This is a genomic window from Mucilaginibacter sp. P4_C11, from assembly GCF_056402115.1.
In genome coordinates this window covers 59,044-76,416 of record NZ_JBFUIA010000001.1, presented here as the reverse complement: position 1 = coordinate 76,416, position 17,373 = coordinate 59,044, and the positions used below count along the sequence as shown (strand labels likewise).

Genomic DNA, 17,373 nt, shown 5'->3' with positions numbered 1-17,373 from the left:
AAAAATTACGGTGATGGGACATTAATTTACACTGGTTCCGGTGATTATGATTTTAGCCGGTACTCGTGCAAAACTAAGCAATCCAACTAATAATGCTACCGGTTGTTTTGCCAGGCCTCCAGGTCTTTTTTTATAAATTTGTGGTACAAGTATTCTGCATAGCCAACGCTAATGTAATCAGGGAATTTCCAGGTTGGATAATAGGTTCTTTTGATCCACTTTAAAAAACTGAAAAATACGATCCCGGCAATCAGTAACGAAGAGATTGCCAGCAAAGCGATACAAAAAAAAGCCATAATAGTCATAATCAGGGGGGAGATTAGGTTGGTAAATTTGTGTTTTATAAAAACAATGATAATCTAATTTATCATAATTATATAACTTATGTCATTAAAAATCAGCGTATTTATCCTTTGGTAAAATTGTTGATTTAATTTTGCCTTAAGGTTTATTTTTTAATAGATAGCAACAGCTACATTACCCTGTTCAAAAGCAACGGGGCAACAAGTTATTGGAGCTAATCCTGTATTTTTCCTTAAAAATCCTTTTATTTGCCAAAAGTTAATTTTACCGATGCAAGATCTTAAAAAAATGATTGAAGATGCCTGGGAAGACAGGAATCTGCTGAATTATAACGAATACATCACCGCTATTGAAACCGTTGTTGAACGGTTGGATAAAGGCGAGATTCGTGTGGCCGAAATGATTGGTACGCGCTGGCATGTGAATGAGTGGATAAAGAAGGCGGTTATCCTTTATTTCCCTACCCGCAGCATGAAAGAAATTAAAGTTGGTCCGTTTGTTTTTCATGACAAAATGGATTTAAAAACCGATTATAAAGCAAACGGTGTTCGTGTAGTTCCGCATGGCATTGCCCGTTACGGCGCATACCTTGCAAAAGGTGTTATCATGATGCCATCGTACGTAAATATTGGCGCTTATGTTGACGAAGGTACCATGGTTGATACATGGGCTACAGTAGGTTCATGTGCGCAAATTGGCAAGCACGTACACCTAAGTGGCGGTGTAGGTATTGGCGGCGTATTAGAGCCGCTACAGGCTGCCCCGGTTATTATTGAAGATAACTGTTTCCTGGGATCAAGAGCCATCGTAGTAGAAGGCGTGCATGTTGAGCATGAGGCCGTGTTGGGTGCTAATGTTGTTTTAACTGCCTCAACCAAAATTATCGATGTAACCCAATCAACGCCGGTTGAATATAAAGGCCGTGTGCCTGCCCGTTCGGTAGTTATACCTGGTTCATATACCAAAAAATTCCCTGCCGGTGATTACCAGGTGCCTTGCGCGCTCATTATCGGCACCCGTAAGGAGTCGACGGATAAAAAAACTTCTCTAAACGACGCGCTGAGAGAAAATAACGTAGCGGTTTAAAAGTTGTAAGTTATACGTTTTACGTTATACATGTTTCAAATGCATGTAAACGTAAAACGTACAACGTAAAACGTACAACATGAAAATAGGATACGATGCCAAGCGGGCCTTTTATAATAATACGGGCCTCGGAAACTACAGCCGCTGGCTTATTAAAACGCTGGCATATTTCCATCCCGAAAACGCCTATTTTTTATATACACCAAAAGCTAAACCAAATGTAAGACTTAAGTTTTTGGGTGATCATGGCAATGTTTTTACTTTAACGCCTGCCAGCAAATTTTTTACTTCCTGGTGGCGTAGCAAAGGAATTGTTAAGGATTTGCGGCGCGATGGGATTGAATTGTATCATGGCCTTAGTCATGAGTTACCCTCGGGCATTGCCGGTAGCGGCATACGGTCGGTTGTCACGATACATGACCTTATTTTTATGCGCTACCCTAAGCAATTTGGCTGGTTTAATTATCGTATTTACCTCGCCAAAGTAAAATACGCCTGCAAGGTAGCCGATAAAATCATCGCTATAAGCGCAAAAACCAAGGCCGATTTGGTAGAGCTGTTAGACATCAACCCCCAAAAAATTGAAATAATTTACCAGGGCTGCGACGTTATATTTGACGTTACAAAAACACCCGATCAAAAAGCCGCGGTAAAGTTAAAATACAACCTGCCCGATAAATTTTTGCTGAGCATAGGCACGATCGAAGAACGTAAAAACCTGTTGCTAACGGTAATAGCCTTAAAAAACATTGATGGCGATATCCCTTTAGTGGTAATTGGTAAACCAACAAAATACACAGACGAAGTAAACGCCTACATTGCTGCCGGTAATTTAACCAGCCGTGTTGTTTTTTTAAGAGATATTCCGTTTGATGAATTGCCGGTCATTTATCAATTAGCGTCGGTTTTTATATATCCTTCAAGATACGAAGGTTTTGGTATTCCGATATTGGAGGCTTTAAACTCCGGCACCCCGGTTATAGCTACCACAGGATCATGCCTGGAAGAAGCTGGCGGAGCCGGCAGCCGATATGTTGACCCTGATGACGCGGCCGGTTTAGCTAAAGAAGTGAACCAGATACTTGGTGATGATGCTTTAAGGCAAACAATGATTAACCGGGGCATCGAGCATGTCGCCAACTTTAACGATGATAAACTGGCCCTGCAATTGCAGCAGCTATACACTAATATATTGAACAATGCTTAGAGATGAAGTTGCCAACGCATTTAAAGTATTACAAGATGGAGGCATTATCCTGTACCCAACAGATACCATTTGGGGTATAGGTTGTGATGCCACCAATACCGAAGCCATCAAAAAAATATTTCGCCTTAAACAGCGCGATGAGGCTAAAAGTATGGTGATATTGGTTGATACCGAAAACAAGCTGGAAAGCTACGTACAGGAAGTAAACCCGTTGGCTTATGACCTGATTGAATATGCCGAAAACCCCTTAACGCTGGTAATGCCAGGGGCAAAAAACTTATCGCCTGCTGTGATAGCTGCCGATGGGAGCGTAGCTATACGCGTAAGCAATCATGAGTTTTGCAAACAATTGATACAGCGGCTGCGCAAGCCTCTTGTATCTACATCGGCCAACATCAGCGGTAAGCCTTCGCCCCAATATTTTTCGCAAATTGACCAGGAAATCATCGATGGGGTTGACTATGTGGTTGACCTGGAGCAACACAGCAAAGAGATCCGCAATCCATCAACCATCATGAAACTGGCGCCTGACGGGAGTTTTGAGTTTATACGCAGGTAGGGGGAGATAGTATCAAGTAGTTAGTATCAGGTATCAAGATTTTGGGCTTTCGGAAAAGACTTTTGAAAAGTAATCAAAACAAAGATTCCCAAAAGTCATTCCCACTAATGACTAATGACTAATGACTAATGACTAATGACTAATGACTAATGACTAATGACTAATTCCCCGCTCTTTCGCTGCTTTCGCTTAGGCGTTTGATAAGTTCATCATTAAATTCCTGTTCGCTTTTGTAAAGCATACTCACTTTTTCGGGTGGGAGAATTTTAGCAAAGGCGTCTCTGTAACGCTTGCGGATGGCCACCAGCTGGCTTTCGTAATAAATTTCTTTATCTATTTGCTCAGTACCGTTTGATGCCGCTTTGGAGTTGTTTAAGCGCTTCAGGATGCGTACAGCTGTTAATTCCTGCTGATATGAACGGTATAATGGCCAAAATTTGCGGCCCTCGGCATCGCTCAGGTCAAGCTGCCTGCTAATGTAGTTGTTGCGGGCTGCCTCAAGCTTGGCACCTGTTCCTTTTTTAAGCTTTGTATTGGGGGCAACCCGTCCGGCAGGTACCAATTGTTCCTGCGCGTGCGATTGGTAGCCCACTGCTACAAAAAAAAGTACCGTAAAAATATGCCTGATCAATTTAACCATTAAAACTCCTTATTAATTAGCATCTATATAATCCGACAGATTCTCGTCCACGTTGGAACTATTACTTTTCTGATTGGCATCTATTAACGTGCGGGTGTCGCTTGCGTCGCTGTGCAATTCCAGGTAGCTTTTTATTTCATCTACCGGTACAGACGATACCTGCTCATGTAAAAATGAGTGGTTATGATCTGGTACAGAATTGCCTTTAAGCAAAACAGTAATACTTATCAAAACCGCGAAACATGCCGCAGTAGCATACCTGAATGTACCGGATGCAAGCATCTTGCGCACAATACTGCGTTTATCAACAGCCTGTTTAAAGCTTATAACATTGTCGGTTTCTTCAAACTCAACGGTTATAACCTCGTTAACTGTTTTATTTAAAATGTTTTGGCTTAGCTGCTCAAAATAATTTGCCGGTACCGTAAAAATTTCGGCGTCATTGTTCATTAGCTCCTCTACCGCTATTCGGCTTTGGATATTGCTGCTTAACTCGTCAAAATAATTTTCAGGGACCGCAAAACCTTCATCCTGGCCATCTAAGAATTCTTCGATAGCCACCCTGCTTTGGATGTTATTATCCAGTTCCTCGAAATAATTTTCGGGAACGCTAAAGCTTTCAGCGTCATTACTCACGTATTGCTCAATGGCAATCCTGCTTTGGATTTGGCTGGCTTGTTCGTCAAAAAAATTTTCGGGCGTAATAAAACCGGTCTCTTCAGTACCTAAAGCTGCCTGGATATTAATGCGGCTTTGTATGTTGCTGTTTAATTGTTCAAAGTAATTTTCAGGAATAGTAAACCCTTCGGATGAGCCTTTAAGCTCTTCCAGCCTGATGCGTGACGTTATGTGCTGCGCTAATTCATCGAAATAGCCAGCAGGCACCAAAAACGGGTTGCTTGCGTCAACCTGCTTTAGTGACTTATAGTCATCCAGCCATTCCCTATTGTCCATATCGCTTTTCATACATAACTATAGATGAACAAAGTGCTAAAAGGTTTAACGTAATTCTGAATTAATTCTGAATTCAATCTTTCGAGATTAAATATGCTTCTATCTTCTTGACAGCCAAGTGAAAAGACGCTTTTAAAGCACCTACACTTGTACCCAAAACTGCCGAAATTTCTTCATACTTCATATCCTCATAATATTTCATGTTGAATACAAGCTTTTGTTTTTCGGGCAGGGTAAGCAATGCCTCCTGCAATTTGCGCTGTGCCGCATCGCCATTAAAATAGCTTGAATCTGCAAGCGTATCTGCAAGTTCATACGCAACATCATCCAACGAAACATTATTTTTAAGTTTTTTCTTATTCAAAAAAGTAATGCATTCGTTGGATGCTATGCGGTACATCCAGGTATACAGCTGCGCGTCATTTCTGAAGCCCAGCAGATTTTTCCAAACTTTTACAAAAACATCCTGGGTAAGGTCGTCTRCATCGTCATGATCAATAACCATGCGCCTTACGTGCCAGTAAATTTTTTGCTGGTATTTTTTAAGCAACAGGTTAAACGCTTCATTACGCGTCCGCTCGTCTTGGAATTTGCTTAAAATCTCTGAATCTTCTACCTGCACCGACATTTTATAATTTTTATAGTTAAATGCTAATTAAGCATTTTTGTTTTTTCTTTCGATAACCTTTTTCACGGCCAACACAATATGTTCTGCATCTAAACCGTATTTGGTCATCAGTTGCTCAGGTGTGCCGCTTTCGCCAAAGCTATCGTTCACCGCTACAAATTCCTGCGGGGTAGGGTTGTTAACAGCCAGCAATTGCGCTATGCTATCGCCCAAACCACCAAGGCGGTTATGCTCTTCGGCAGTTACCACGCAACGTGTTTTAGCTACCGATTTTAATACGGCTTCGGCATCCAAAGGTTTGATGGTGTGGATGTTAATAATCTCGGCATCAATACCTTCTTCCGCCAGTTTTTCGCCTGCTAAAATAGCTTCCCAAACCAGGTGACCGGTGGCAAATATAGTAACATCTGCGCCTTCGTTTACCATCCACGCTTTACCGATCTCGAATTTTTGGTCAGGATCTGTAAAAATAGGAACAACCGGGCGACCAAAACGCAAATAAACCGGGCCTTCATATTCGGCAATAGCCATGGTAGCCGCTTTGGTTTGGTTATAATCGCAAGGGTTAATTACGGTCATCCCGGGCAGCATTTTCATCATGCCTATATCCTCCAATATCTGGTGGGTTGCACCATCCTCGCCCAAAGTTAAACCAGCGTGCGACGCGCAAACTTTAACGTTTTTGTTTGAGTAAGCAATTGACTGGCGAATTTGATCATAAACCCTGCCAGTTGAAAAGTTGGCAAAAGTACCTGTAAAAGGTATTTTACCACCAATGGTCATACCTGCGGCAATACACATCATGTTTGCTTCGGCAATACCAACCTGTACAAAGCGTTCAGGAAATTCTTTAATAAAATCATTCATTTTTAACGATCCAATAAGGTCGGCGCAAAGTGCAACCACCTGGTCGTTTTTTCTGCCGGCTTCCAGCAACCCGGCGCCAAAGCCCGAGCGGGTATCTTTTTTATCTGTATAGGTGTACTTTTTCATTTCTGTTGAGATAGGGTTTTACGTGAGACGTTATACGTTTTACGTGGCATGTGTTATTTAAATGGTACGTTAACTGATGGGTTTTGTGCTTTCTGGAAAACGTAGAACGTAAAACGTCCCACGTACAACCTAAAAAACATGCACAGCCTAATAGTCGCCCAAAGTTTCTTCTAACTGTGCCAATGCCAATTTAAGCTGCTCGTCGTTAGGGGCAACACCGTGCCATTTGTGGCTGCCAACCATAAAATCAACGCCGTAACCCATTTCGGTGTGCATTAATATCATAATAGGTTTGCCCTGGCCTGTGCGGCTTTTAGCCAATTCCAATGTTTTAACAACATCGGCCATATCATTACCTTTCATCTCCAAAACATCCCATCCAAAGGCTACCCATTTGGCATGCAAATCGCCCAATGATAATACCAGGTTGGTTGGCCCGTCAATTTGCTGGCCGTTAACATCAATAGTCGAAATTAAATTATCAACCTTGTTGTGCGGTGCAAACATGGCTGCTTCCCAAATTTGGCCTTCCTGTAACTCGCCATCACCGTGTAAAGTGTATACTAATGATTTATCACCATTCAGTTTCTTAGCCAAAGCAGCGCCAATAGCAACAGATAAGCCCTGGCCTAATGAGCCGGATGCAATGCGTATTCCAGGTAAATGCTCATGCGTGGTGGGGTGGCCCTGTAAGCGGGTATTCAGCTTACGGAAAGTTGCCAGTTCTGCTTTATCATAATAGCCTGCGTGCGCCAGGGTGCTGTAAAACACCGGCGAAATATGGCCGTTTGATAAAAAGAAAAGGTCTTCGCCAATACCATCCATGTTGAATTTAGGATCGTGGTTCATCGCCTCGAAATAAAGGGCGGTAAAAAAATCTGTGCAACCTAATGATCCACCTGGGTGGCCCGATTGACAACCATGTACCATACGTACAATGTCGCGCCTGATTTGCGACGCGGTTTTTTCTAAGTCTTGAATTGTTGATTTCATTATTAATTTAGGAAACTGAACGGCTAAAGTAAAAATAATTATTGTTCTTTTAACACTTATTTTACTAAGTCGAGCACTTGTTGTGATGAGTTCTTGGTATCTACCTTGCTGATAACGTGGCTAATAGTGCCGTCGCCGTCAATAATGAAGGTAGTGCGGGCGGTGCCCATATATTGCTTGCCATACATATTCTTCTCTACCCATACGCCGTAGGCCTCTACAATAGATTTTTCTTCATCGGCAATCAGGGTAAATGGAAGGCTATACTTGGTTTCAAATTTTTTATGCGATTTTTCGTCGTCGGTGCTTACGCCAATCACTTCGTAGCCTTTGCTTAGCAACGATTGGTAGTTATCCCTGAAATCGCATGATTCTGCAGTACATCCGGGGGTATCGTCTTTTGGATAGAAATATAGGATTACGTTTTTGCCCTTATAATCAGATAACGATACGGTTTTTCCGTTTTGGTCTTTTGCTGTAAAGTCGGGGGCTTTATCGCCTTCTTTTAATGTTGACATAGTTTTTTGAGGTATTATCTGTAAAACTTTGCAGTAAAATCTGCAAAGTTGTTTTTGTTATCTACCAGAACCAGTTTAAAGGTATGCTTACCCTGTGTAATATCGCCGCCAAAGGTATAACTTAGAATTTTAGTTTTATAATCCAATTCCATTAAAACCCACTTATTATCAATGGTTCCGGTGTAAGTTTTAATGCCCGAAAGGTTATCGCTCATCCTGAAACTGATGGTGCGGGCGGCCTTCATATTGCTGCCATCCTTTATATTTAGCGGGTGAATCACTGGTGGCACGGTATCCAATTTAATAAAATAATCGCCAAAGGTGCTGGTCTGGCTTTTTACCCAGCCATCCTGGTAGTAGCCGCCAACGCAGCCCACGGTGGTGCTTACAATAACGGCCTTATCTGCATACTTGCCCAAATCAACTTCGGGCTTTATCCAAAGTTCGTAATTTTCGTGTATTGGGGTAAGGCGGTTATGGATATGGTGTAACGACGAGTAGGCACCCTGTGGCTTTGGCGAAACGGAATAGATAAAATCAAGATCGTCATACAAATTACCGGGCATCACGGTAATCTTTACCTTATCCATACTAAACTCGCTCTTTTTATCGTAGTGAAATAAAGTGCCGGCTATTTTGTTGGCCGTTGCATTAAACGGGCTTGCCTGCACTTTTAATTTTAAGGTTGATGTATTGCCGGCTACATCTTTAACAACGTACTCAACATCATGCAGTGCATTATCATTAAAGGTGATAATACCCCGGTTAACAGATTGCGGGTACAGCGAGATATGACTGCCCGGCATAATAAAGCATTTTTGCATCCAGCGTCGCTCCAGCGTGTATGATGGATAATCGATATAAGCATTGATGGCATGGGTTTGATCGAATGCGAAACGTTCTACCGCGAAGGTGTACACGGTTTGGCCATCCAGCTTCAACTCCAGCGAGTAGATGCCGTTGTGGTTGGCCGATGTGCTGTTCATATCCGTAGTATTGATGCCAAAGCCTACGTTACCGCTTAAATGCAATACCTGTGGTTTGGTCAAATGATAATTACCCGCTGCCCCGGTAACACCCATAAACTCTCGCGGTGTTTTTTCGCTAAAGGGGTTGCCATTAAGGTGATAGATGCCGATAGAGGTGATAGTAGGGGGCACCTGGTCTGGAATGGTTAACCCGAACAATTGCGGGTTGATGGTTTCCTCAGTTTGTGTATCCCTGATCTCGAAGTGTACATGCGGGCCGGCAGATGCGCCTGCATTTCCGGAGATGGCAACCACATCGTTTTTACAAACGGCAGCCTGAGTTGGGCCTAATTTAAAATCGGCCTCGTAGGTTTGATGCTCATACTGGTAGGCTTTTACCAGCGCCGCCACAGCAGGCGTAAGCGCTTGCAGGTGACCGTAAACCGTAGTATAGCCATTAGGGTGCGTAATATAAATAGCCCTGCCGAAGCCGCCAAACTGAACCCGCACCCTTGATATATAGCCATCATTTACCGCGTAAACCGGGTAGCCGGTACGCTGGTTGGTTTTAAAATCGAGCCCGGAATGGAAGTGCGCCGGCCGTAATTCGCCAAAGGAACCGGCCGTAGTATGCGGTAGTAAATCAAGCGGGTAGCGAAAATAATTTTGCGGGTATGGTCTGCTTTGTATGGTGGCTGTTTGCGCCAGCAGGTGTGTGTAGATGCCTGAAAATACTATGGAGAGGAGGATAATTGTTTTTTTAACCATGCTTGATAGCGGAATAGTTTTAATTCAATAATGTTGTTATTTCCTAACGCAGAGACGCATAATTGCGTTTCCCGCCAGACGGGGCAGATTTCCATGGCAGGCTTGGTTAATTTGCATGTGTGATTTGCGTGCGGAGACGCAATTATGCGTCTCTACACAACAACAGGTGCATTTTCTACTTCACCCAAAAATCCAGCATTTTTTCATCCCCGATATATCCTTCCAGCCTGTCACCAACCTTTACCCGGCCTACGCCTGCAGGTGTGCCGGTAAATATCAGGTCGCCCTTTTTTAGGGTGATATAGCGGGATACAAAGGCGATGATACTCTCGAAGCTGAAAAGCAGCATGTTGGTATTACCCTGCTGCCTGGTTTCGCCATTAATATCCAGCTTGAAATTGATATTATAGATATCAGGAAAAGTAGCCTTGGGCACAAAGTTGCTGATTGGCGCCGAGCCATCAAAAGCCTTGGCCAGTTCCCATGGTAAGCCTTTTTCTTTATGGCGGGCTTGGATATCGCGGGCGGTAAAATCAACTCCCAGGCCTATCTCGTCATAATAACCGGCGGCAAATTTCTCGCCAATGTGCTTGCCTTCTTTACTCACCTTTAACACCAGTTCAATCTCGTGATGGATATCTTCCGAAAAATCGGGATGGTAAAAAGGCTTGTTATCTTTTAAAAGTGCGGTGTCGGGCTTCATGAAAATAACCGGGACAGTTGGCACCGGGTTATTTAACTCTTTGGCATGTTCGGCATAGTTGCGGCCTATGGCAATAATCTTCATATATACGATATGCTTAAATGCCAAAGCTAAAAAAAAAGGTTGAGTTCAGTGCTTCGCGTTATTGGTCATTTCACTTCGCTGTCATTGGTGCCTCTCGGGTTGGTGAAAAAATAGTTTCGATAATCAAAACAATAAAAGCGCCGATGACTCAATGACTAATGACTATAAAACAGAGATCCGTTTGATAACCGATTCGGTACCGGCTACTACGCGTACAAAATAAAAGCCCCGGGTAAGCTTGTTATTAATTTGGTAGTTTATGTTATGGTCGCCGCCTTCAACACGCTGGTTAAATACGGTAGTAATATCGTTGCCCAAAACATCCATTATTTTAACAGTAACATTGGTGTTGCGGCTTATGGTGTATTTAAGGTTGAGCTGATCGGTTACCGGGTTGGGGTATAGCTGCACATCGTTTAACAATTTATCATCAGGCCGTGATACATTTACTTTCGCCGTTGATGTTACCGCAGGTTTTAACGGTGGCAATGCCAGGTGAAGGCCGTTTTTTAAATAAGAAGGTTTACCGCCTTTGGTTTTGGTTACGTGATAAACGGTATCGCTTTTAAATTTGTTGGCATCGGCTTTTTGAGGAGACGCAATCCCTTTGGCAAATGCAAAATTCATAAAAATTGCCATCGCAATTAATACGGACCATGCATATGTGTAAGTAAAAGGGTAAGTAATTTTTCGCCTCATTATTAAGTTTCCGTACAAAAGTATAAATAATGCCCTCACGGCCTAAGAAATTGACGTTTTTGTTAATGTTTTTAACAAAATTTAACAATGAGGACTGTTTTATAGTATAGACTGACTAAACCCTTATACGTTTAATCCTAATTTAAGTTTGAATGAAATAGTGTTTTTTATACATTTATTAAAGGAATTCAAAAAGATAGCTTTTGGCGCTTTTTTTTGTTTGATTTTTTAACATTTATATTAATATACATCATTGGGTTCCAATTACTTCATTATTGTTTATTAAATACCCATAAAATTTACATTATTTATAAAAAACTTCTTAATTCTTCATGAATTCTTGATAATTTGACTTTGAAATGTAAAAAATTAATATTTTTGCCGTCTCAAACTAACACATAGTGTCAAATCATAAAGATCTGCAAAAACTGTCGGCAGCTGGTCTGCTCATCAGTTTAGGAATAATTTACGGTGATATTGGTACCTCGCCATTATACGTATTCAAAGCCATTGTTGGCACCAACCACATTTCAGAAACATTAATATTAGGCGGAGTTTCGCTTATATTTTGGACGTTAACCCTGCAAACTACCCTAAAGTATGTGGTAATAACGCTGCGCGCCGATAACAAGGGCGAAGGTGGCATTTTTTCGCTTTTCTCGTTGGTGCGCCGTAAAGCCAAATGGCTTATAGTACCTGCCGTTGTAGGTGGTTGCGCGTTACTTGCCGATGGTATTATTACGCCGCCCATTACCATATCGTCGGCTATTGAGGGTTTGCAAACCTATTACCCCAATTTACCAACTGTTAAAATAGTGATAGCCATTATTACCGGGCTGTTTATTATACAGCAATTTGGTACATCGCTGGTAGGTAAAGCATTCGGGCCAATTATGTTTATCTGGTTTACGATGATGGGCGTACTCGGTATCTCCTACATCGTACATTCGCCAGGCATCGTCAGGGCGCTTAACCCTTACTATGCTTACGAATTGTTAAGTTCAACAAATAGCCACAACGCGTTTATTATATTGGGTGCTGTGTTTTTGTGTACTACCGGGGCCGAAGCATTATACTCTGACCTGGGGCACTGCGGTAAGCAAAACATCCGCATCAGCTGGATTTATGTTAAAGCGTGTTTAATTTTAAACTACCTTGGCCAGGCGGTTTGGTTGCTGCAAAGTAACGGATCGGTGATGGACCTTAACGTGAACAACCCCTTTTATAAAATAATGCCGGAGTGGTTTTTGATATTTGGTATCGGTATCGCTACCGTAGCTGCTATTATTGCCAGCCAGGCGCTGATATCGGGATCGTTCACGCTGATTGCCGAGGCTGTAAGGCTTAACCTTTGGCCAAAAGTGAAAATTAATTATCCATCTGAGCAAAAAGGGCAATTATATGTGCCAAGTGTTAACTGGCTGCTTTGGGCCGGCTGTTTGGGTGTTGTGCTAATATTTCGCCATTCGGATAAAATGGAGGCGGCTTATGGTTTAAGTATCACCGTAGCCATGTTGATGACCACTATACTGGTATCAAAATTCCTGAAAAGGAAAAAGGTACCAAACTACATCATCAATACATTTTTGGCAATTTACCTGGTTATTGAAGGTACCTTCCTGACAGGTAACCTGGTTAAGTTTTTGCATGGAGGCTGGTTTACACTTTCGATAGGTTTTGTTTTGTTCACGGTGATGTGGACATGGCATACTGCCCGTAAGATCAGGAATCGTTATGTTAAATTTGTTGGAATTGATGATTATTACAACATCATTAACGAGCTGAGCGCCGACGAAAGCGTGCCTAAATATGCATCGCAACTGGTGTACTTAACCAGCGCTAATTTTAACTCGGAAATTGAATCGAAAATTGTTTACTCCATTTTACAGAAGCAACCAAAACGGGCCGATGTATATTGGCTGGTTCACGTTGATGTAGTGGATGAGCCTTACAAACGCGAATACGAGGTTGACTTTTTGATCCCTAATAAACTGATCCGTATCGATTTTAAACTGGGCTTCCGGGTTGAGCAGCAAATTAACCTGTTGTTCCGTAAAGTGGTTGAAGACCTGGTTAAGAAAGGTGAAGTTGATATCACCAGCCATTACAAATCATTAAATAAGCATAAAATTGTTGGTGATTTTAGGTTTGTGGTGATTGAGAAAATTTTCTCCCGCTCGCACAGCTTATCATTTTACGAGCGCTTTATCATGGATTTTTATGTTTACCTGAAGCATTTAAGCCTTTCAGAAGAACGTGGCTTTGGTTTGGATTTAAGCTTTGTTACGGTTGAAAAAGTACCGTTAATGTTATCGATACCTGATGCTATTGAAATTCATAGGGTAAATTAGGGCTCGTCACACCCTTTCCAAAATGGAGGGGCCGATTTGAAGCTGTTTTTGCTGAAGTAGAAAAATTAAATAAAGTCTTCCCTGTTCGGGAGGACTTTTTTGTTTACTACCTTTTTGTGCTGATTTTTCGAAGTATCGTTGTCGCGAGCATAGTTAACGCCTGTTTTTTTGAACTTTCTCCTTTTAGTAGGGTAGGGTAAATAAATTCAGTATTACTACAGATTGTTTTCACATATTTACAAAGCTGAAGTAATATCCTGTGAACAAAAAGATACAATTAACCTTATTAGCCCTGTTTTTTGCAACTGGTTTATTTGCCCAGGGCGCCGATCTCAACCTGCTTAAAGCTATTAACGGGCCGCCAAGTGGTGCCGATAGTAAGTGGAAATTTATAAGCGATAAAGCTGTTATTGTAAACGTAGCCGCCCCTATAAGTTTAATTGTTGCCGGCTATATTAACCACGATGATAACCTTAAAATAAGCGGGTTGCAAACAGCCGCGTCGTTTATTGTTGCAGGTAGCGCAACCTTTGCTGCTAAAAAAATATTTAACCGCGAGCGGCCTTTTGTTACCCACCCGGATGTGATTTATGCCAAAGAATACCCAACAGACCCGTCATTCCCGTCGGGACATACTGCTTTCGCATTTTCGACCGCTACATCCTTAAGTTTGGCTATTCCTAAATGGTACGTGATAGCACCATCGTTTGCATTTGCCAGCGCTGTAGGCTATTCACGAATGTACCTGGGTGTGCACTACCCAAGTGATGTTCTGGGCGGGGCAATAGTTGGCGCTGGCTCAGCATATCTTACCTGGAAGTTACAGAAATGGATTGTGGGGAAGAGGCCTCACCCTGCCCTCTCCAAAGGAGAGGGTTCTTACTAAACGCGTAATATATCTCTAATAGCACTACGTATTTTTCTAAAATTCAAGCTTTTAAACCCAAATCAATACCAAGGAAAAGGTCTGGCTAAATTTTTCTGTTGGGTTGTTTATCTAATATTTCTTTGATATTCAGAAACACATTTTGAGGATATTTTAAAACTTGGTCGTTAGTAAACCGGATAACGTGAAAACCTAATTCATTTAAAACAGAAGTTCTTAAATCATCCTGTTCTTTGGTAAACAGATGATACCCGCTGTCTACCTCAATGACCAATCCTTTTCCCAAACAAACAAAATCAGCAATATAACCATCAATGGCGTGCTGCCTTCTTATTTTATAGCCGGTTTTATTATTCCTTAAAATTTGCCACATCATGTTTTCTGCTTCGGTGGGGTGCCGCCTGTTTGCCTTTGAATTCTCTTTAAGAATCTCCCATAAAATAAGGTCGGCAGTTTCGAATCCTTGCCACTTGCTTTTAATGCCGGTAATATTTACATCATTTTTACTCATGAAACTAATTGAACCGATTATATTTTATATCATAAAATCAGAATCTATTATTTGAACGGGACTGCCAAAACCAGCCTTGCAAATCAAAAGCCCTCTCCTTTGGAGAGGGTTTGGGTGAGGCTTTTTCTCATATACTTTCTCACCTCCTCATTAATATCCTCCTTCAAATACATCCTGAAATAATGATTGTGCTGGTTAGTGCCGGGTACTGTTTTTATTTTGCTGAAGCAGAGGTTATCGGCATATATTTCATTAAACGGAAAAACCACATCAATAAAGTTTTTACCTAATTGGGTAACGTAGGCAAAATTGGTGCGCAGGCCAAATGCTATCATACTTTTAGTAGGATAGACTTTGATGGGCGCCATGGCTAAAAGTTCTTCTACCAGGTAATCAAACAATTCAACCGTATGGGCGGATTTACCCTGCAAAAAATCACCCAGGTTACGTTCGCGACAGGAGTGTACCTGGTTGGTGTTTGCAAATTCGCGGCTGCAAATGGGGCATATCCACATAAAGTTATTGGTTAGGCTGTTTTAACTTCCCTGCCTAATACACTGTTTTTGTAACTGTAGGTAAAGTAAATAACCAAACCTATTACCAGCCATATCAGGAACCGTAGCCAGTTGGTATAGCCAAGTTCGGTCATGAGGTAAAAGCAGCTCATGAGCCCTAAAACGGGTATCAGCGAGAAGTTTTTGAGGAAGCTATACACAGCAATAATAATAATGAGAATAAAGAACAGGTAATTAGGGAAGTTGTACAGGAAGCCATCAAAACCAATATGGTATTTTTTTAGCTCACTGATAGGTGCTGCCCGTAAGGCGCTGTTAAATCTATCTTCTTCCAAATCTTTAAAATACTTTTTTTGCGAGGCGGAGTCAGCCAGGGTAGGGGTGCCGGTATTTAGTTTAACAACAGAGGCGTATACAGCTTTTATTTCACCTGCATTAAGGGCGTCAATAATGGCGGGTTTTTCTCTCAGTTTCTTAAACTGCATCATTTCAACCTGGGGGGCGGGTTTAAAGTAAACTATCGAGCCCAGGATAATGATAGTTATCAATGGCACTATGTATTTGCCATTGGCGTATGGTAAATGAAATTTGCCTTTAACCGCCTCTTCGCGCGGTAGTAATAAAACACCGCCACAAACCAGTACAAAGGCAAATAAAGTGCCTATACTGGTTAAATCGGTAACCTCGGTAAGGTTCATGAATAACGCCGGTATTGCCACCACAAAACCTGTAATTACAGTAGCAAAAGCAGGAGTATGATATTTAGGGTGAATGCGGGAAAACGCTTTTGGTAATAAACCATCGCGGCTCATGCTCATCCAGATACGGGGCTGCCCTAACTGAAATATTAATAGCACGCTTGCCGTTGCAATTACAGCGCTTATGGATATTACGTAACTTACTTTATGCAAGCCAACTTTAGCAAATACAAAAGCCAGCGGATCGCCCACTTGTAAGTCTTTGTAACTTACCATACCGGTAAGTACCAGCGCAATCAGGATATACAAAACGGTACAAATAATAAGGGAATATATCATACCGCGGGGTAGGTCGCGCTGCGGTTTTTCGCATTCTTCGGCCGTGGTCGAAATAGCATCAAAGCCGATGTAAGCAAAAAATACGCCCGAAACGCCTTTCATAACGCCGCCAAAGCCATTAGGCATAAAAGGATGCCAGTTGGCCGGGGTAACGTAAAAAAAGCCCACTACAATAACGGCAATAACAATCAGTATCTTTAAGATAACCATGGCATTGGTTGCCTTTTTTGTTTCGCGGATACCAATATAAACCAGGTACGTAATAATAAAAACAATAGCCAGGGCCGGCAAATTAGCTATCAGCTTAAAATTACCTAAGCCGGGCGCATTATCCCAGGCAATTGCCCCGGCTTTCAGCCTATCGGCAATATCTGCAAGTACCGCCCCCTGTTTGGTTACAGCTTCGTGTCCTCTTAGGGCCGAAACATAATCCATAGTAAGATATTTAGGTAAATGAATATTAAAGCCTTCAAGCAGGTTTACAAAATATTCGCTCCATGATATAGCTACAGCAATGTTGCCAATGGCATATTCCATCAATAAATCCCAGCCAATTATCCAGGCTATCAGTTCGCCAAAAGAAGCATAGGCGTAAGTATAGGCGCTGCCCGCTACCGGTATGCGCGATGCAAATTCGGCATAGCATAAGGCCGAAAATCCGCAGGTAACGGCGGTAACAATAAATAACAGGGAAACAGCCGGCCCTCCGTGAAAAGAGGCTTCGCCGATGGTGCTAAAAATGCCGGCCCCAACTACGGCGGCTATCCCCATCAGGGTTAAATCTTTTACGTTTAATTCTTTTTTTAGCTGGGAGTTTACTGTGCCGGGATGTTCGCTATCGCTGAAACCGCATTCAACATCATGTAATATTTTCGAGACCGATTTTTTACGAAATATGCTTTTCGACATTTAATTTAAATAATAAGTGCAACCTATTCCCAAACATAATCATTTTTTTGCATTAGATAAG

Annotated in this window: 18 protein-coding genes; 5 read left to right on the top strand and 13 right to left on the bottom strand. The window is 41.9% G+C overall.

The window, feature by feature from the left end; genetic code table 11:
* Window positions 1-95 precede the first annotated feature (95 nt).
* The gene (locus AC1DU2_RS00385; RefSeq protein WP_477355569.1) at window positions 96-296 is read right to left on the bottom strand and encodes a hypothetical protein; all 201 of its coding nucleotides are present in this window, start codon (window positions 294-296) and stop codon (window positions 96-98) included.
* A gap of 277 nt (window positions 297-573) precedes the next feature.
* Between AC1DU2_RS00385 and AC1DU2_RS00380 the strand changes: the two genes are divergently transcribed.
* From AC1DU2_RS00380 to AC1DU2_RS00370, 3 genes are all read left to right on the top strand, one after another.
* Window positions 574-1,389: a 2,3,4,5-tetrahydropyridine-2,6-dicarboxylate N-succinyltransferase gene (locus tag AC1DU2_RS00380; protein ID WP_090651304.1), complete on the top strand. Its 816-nt coding sequence runs from the start codon at window positions 574-576 to the stop codon at window positions 1,387-1,389.
* Window positions 1,390-1,468: 79 nt separating this feature from the next.
* Window positions 1,469-2,596, top strand: coding sequence for a glycosyltransferase family 4 protein (locus AC1DU2_RS00375; RefSeq protein ID WP_477382311.1), 1,128 nt, complete (start codon window positions 1,469-1,471; stop codon window positions 2,594-2,596).
* Entirely contained in the window at window positions 2,589-3,155 is a 567-nt protein-coding gene (locus tag AC1DU2_RS00370; protein WP_147056466.1) for an L-threonylcarbamoyladenylate synthase, read from the top strand. Before AC1DU2_RS00375 ends, AC1DU2_RS00370 begins: the two co-directional genes overlap by 8 nt.
* 160 nt (window positions 3,156-3,315) lie before the next feature.
* Here AC1DU2_RS00370 and AC1DU2_RS00365 read toward each other — a convergent pair whose 3' ends face one another.
* From AC1DU2_RS00365 to AC1DU2_RS00325, 9 genes are all read right to left on the bottom strand, one after another.
* On the bottom strand, window positions 3,316-3,795 hold the full coding sequence (locus tag AC1DU2_RS00365; RefSeq protein WP_477355575.1) for a hypothetical protein: 480 nt from the start codon (window positions 3,793-3,795) through the stop codon (window positions 3,316-3,318).
* A gap of 12 nt (window positions 3,796-3,807) precedes the next feature.
* Window positions 3,808-4,761 (bottom strand): hypothetical protein, encoded by a 954-nt coding sequence (locus tag AC1DU2_RS00360; protein ID WP_477382310.1) that lies wholly within the window; start codon window positions 4,759-4,761, stop codon window positions 3,808-3,810.
* A gap of 61 nt (window positions 4,762-4,822) precedes the next feature.
* Window positions 4,823-5,377: an RNA polymerase sigma factor gene (locus tag AC1DU2_RS00355; RefSeq protein WP_477382309.1), complete on the bottom strand. Its 555-nt coding sequence runs from the start codon at window positions 5,375-5,377 to the stop codon at window positions 4,823-4,825.
* Window positions 5,378-5,404: 27 nt separating this feature from the next.
* Window positions 5,405-6,370 carry a transketolase family protein gene (locus AC1DU2_RS00350; protein WP_477382308.1) on the bottom strand — a complete coding sequence of 322 codons (966 nt, stop codon included), beginning with the start codon at window positions 6,368-6,370 and terminating at the stop codon, window positions 5,405-5,407.
* Between the two features lie 147 nt (window positions 6,371-6,517).
* Window positions 6,518-7,363: a transketolase gene (locus tag AC1DU2_RS00345; RefSeq protein WP_477355584.1), complete on the bottom strand. Its 846-nt coding sequence runs from the start codon at window positions 7,361-7,363 to the stop codon at window positions 6,518-6,520.
* A 56-nt stretch (window positions 7,364-7,419) separates the two neighbouring features.
* Window positions 7,420-7,881: a thioredoxin-dependent thiol peroxidase gene (gene bcp, locus AC1DU2_RS00340; RefSeq protein ID WP_477382307.1), complete on the bottom strand. Its 462-nt coding sequence runs from the start codon at window positions 7,879-7,881 to the stop codon at window positions 7,420-7,422.
* 14 nt (window positions 7,882-7,895) lie between these two features.
* Window positions 7,896-9,617: a M23 family metallopeptidase gene (locus AC1DU2_RS00335; protein ID WP_477382306.1), complete on the bottom strand. Its 1,722-nt coding sequence runs from the start codon at window positions 9,615-9,617 to the stop codon at window positions 7,896-7,898.
* A gap of 175 nt (window positions 9,618-9,792) precedes the next feature.
* A complete protein-coding gene (locus AC1DU2_RS00330) occupies window positions 9,793-10,404 on the bottom strand; it encodes a fumarylacetoacetate hydrolase family protein (protein ID WP_477382305.1) in 612 nt (203 codons plus the stop codon).
* 162 nt (window positions 10,405-10,566) lie between these two features.
* Window positions 10,567-11,031, bottom strand: coding sequence for a T9SS type A sorting domain-containing protein (locus AC1DU2_RS00325; RefSeq protein WP_477355596.1), 465 nt, complete (start codon window positions 11,029-11,031; stop codon window positions 10,567-10,569).
* 473 nt (window positions 11,032-11,504) lie between these two features.
* Here AC1DU2_RS00325 and AC1DU2_RS00320 point away from each other — a divergent pair, with 473 nt between their 5' ends.
* Together AC1DU2_RS00320 and AC1DU2_RS00315 are read left to right on the top strand one after the other, a co-directional pair.
* A complete protein-coding gene (locus AC1DU2_RS00320) occupies window positions 11,505-13,454 on the top strand; it encodes a KUP/HAK/KT family potassium transporter (protein ID WP_477355599.1) in 1,950 nt (649 codons plus the stop codon).
* Between the two features lie 259 nt (window positions 13,455-13,713).
* On the top strand, window positions 13,714-14,340 hold the full coding sequence (locus AC1DU2_RS00315; protein WP_477355602.1) for a phosphatase PAP2 family protein: 627 nt from the start codon (window positions 13,714-13,716) through the stop codon (window positions 14,338-14,340).
* A gap of 85 nt (window positions 14,341-14,425) precedes the next feature.
* Here AC1DU2_RS00315 and AC1DU2_RS00310 read toward each other — a convergent pair whose 3' ends face one another.
* From AC1DU2_RS00310 to AC1DU2_RS00300, 3 genes are all read right to left on the bottom strand, one after another.
* Window positions 14,426-14,851 (bottom strand): endonuclease domain-containing protein, encoded by a 426-nt coding sequence (locus AC1DU2_RS00310; RefSeq protein WP_477382304.1) that lies wholly within the window; start codon window positions 14,849-14,851, stop codon window positions 14,426-14,428.
* Window positions 14,852-14,934: 83 nt separating this feature from the next.
* Complete coding sequence (locus tag AC1DU2_RS00305; protein WP_477382302.1) at window positions 14,935-15,366, bottom strand: DUF5655 domain-containing protein; 432 nt, start codon at window positions 15,364-15,366, stop codon at window positions 14,935-14,937.
* An 11-nt stretch (window positions 15,367-15,377) separates the two neighbouring features.
* Window positions 15,378-17,312 (bottom strand): amino acid permease, encoded by a 1,935-nt coding sequence (locus tag AC1DU2_RS00300; RefSeq protein ID WP_477382300.1) that lies wholly within the window; start codon window positions 17,310-17,312, stop codon window positions 15,378-15,380.
* Between the last annotated feature and the right edge of the window lie 61 nt (window positions 17,313-17,373).

What these genes read in the sequence shown, in the direction of transcription:
- AC1DU2_RS00385 (WP_477355569.1), bottom strand. Translation starts at nt 296, where the DNA reads ATGGCTTTTTTTTGTATCGCTTTGCTGGCAATCTCTTCGTTACTGATT.
- AC1DU2_RS00380 (WP_090651304.1), top strand. Translation starts at nt 574, where the DNA reads ATGCAAGATCTTAAAAAAATGATTGAAGATGCCTGGGAAGACAGGAAT.
- AC1DU2_RS00375 (WP_477382311.1), top strand. Translation starts at nt 1,469, where the DNA reads ATGAAAATAGGATACGATGCCAAGCGGGCCTTTTATAATAATACGGGC.
- AC1DU2_RS00370 (WP_147056466.1), top strand. Translation starts at nt 2,589, where the DNA reads ATGCTTAGAGATGAAGTTGCCAACGCATTTAAAGTATTACAAGATGGA.
- AC1DU2_RS00365 (WP_477355575.1), bottom strand. Translation starts at nt 3,795, where the DNA reads ATGGTTAAATTGATCAGGCATATTTTTACGGTACTTTTTTTTGTAGCA.
- AC1DU2_RS00360 (WP_477382310.1), bottom strand. Translation starts at nt 4,761, where the DNA reads ATGAAAAGCGATATGGACAATAGGGAATGGCTGGATGACTATAAGTCA.
- AC1DU2_RS00350 (WP_477382308.1), bottom strand. Translation starts at nt 6,370, where the DNA reads ATGAAAAAGTACACCTATACAGATAAAAAAGATACCCGCTCGGGCTTT.
- AC1DU2_RS00345 (WP_477355584.1), bottom strand. Translation starts at nt 7,363, where the DNA reads ATGAAATCAACAATTCAAGACTTAGAAAAAACCGCGTCGCAAATCAGG.
- bcp (WP_477382307.1), bottom strand. Translation starts at nt 7,881, where the DNA reads ATGTCAACATTAAAAGAAGGCGATAAAGCCCCCGACTTTACAGCAAAA.
- AC1DU2_RS00335 (WP_477382306.1), bottom strand. Translation starts at nt 9,617, where the DNA reads ATGGTTAAAAAAACAATTATCCTCCTCTCCATAGTATTTTCAGGCATC.
- AC1DU2_RS00330 (WP_477382305.1), bottom strand. Translation starts at nt 10,404, where the DNA reads ATGAAGATTATTGCCATAGGCCGCAACTATGCCGAACATGCCAAAGAG.
- AC1DU2_RS00325 (WP_477355596.1), bottom strand. Translation starts at nt 11,031, where the DNA reads ATGAATTTTGCATTTGCCAAAGGGATTGCGTCTCCTCAAAAAGCCGAT.
- AC1DU2_RS00310 (WP_477382304.1), bottom strand. Translation starts at nt 14,851, where the DNA reads ATGAGTAAAAATGATGTAAATATTACCGGCATTAAAAGCAAGTGGCAA.
- AC1DU2_RS00305 (WP_477382302.1), bottom strand. Translation starts at nt 15,366, where the DNA reads ATGTGGATATGCCCCATTTGCAGCCGCGAATTTGCAAACACCAACCAG.
- AC1DU2_RS00300 (WP_477382300.1), bottom strand. Translation starts at nt 17,312, where the DNA reads ATGTCGAAAAGCATATTTCGTAAAAAATCGGTCTCGAAAATATTACAT.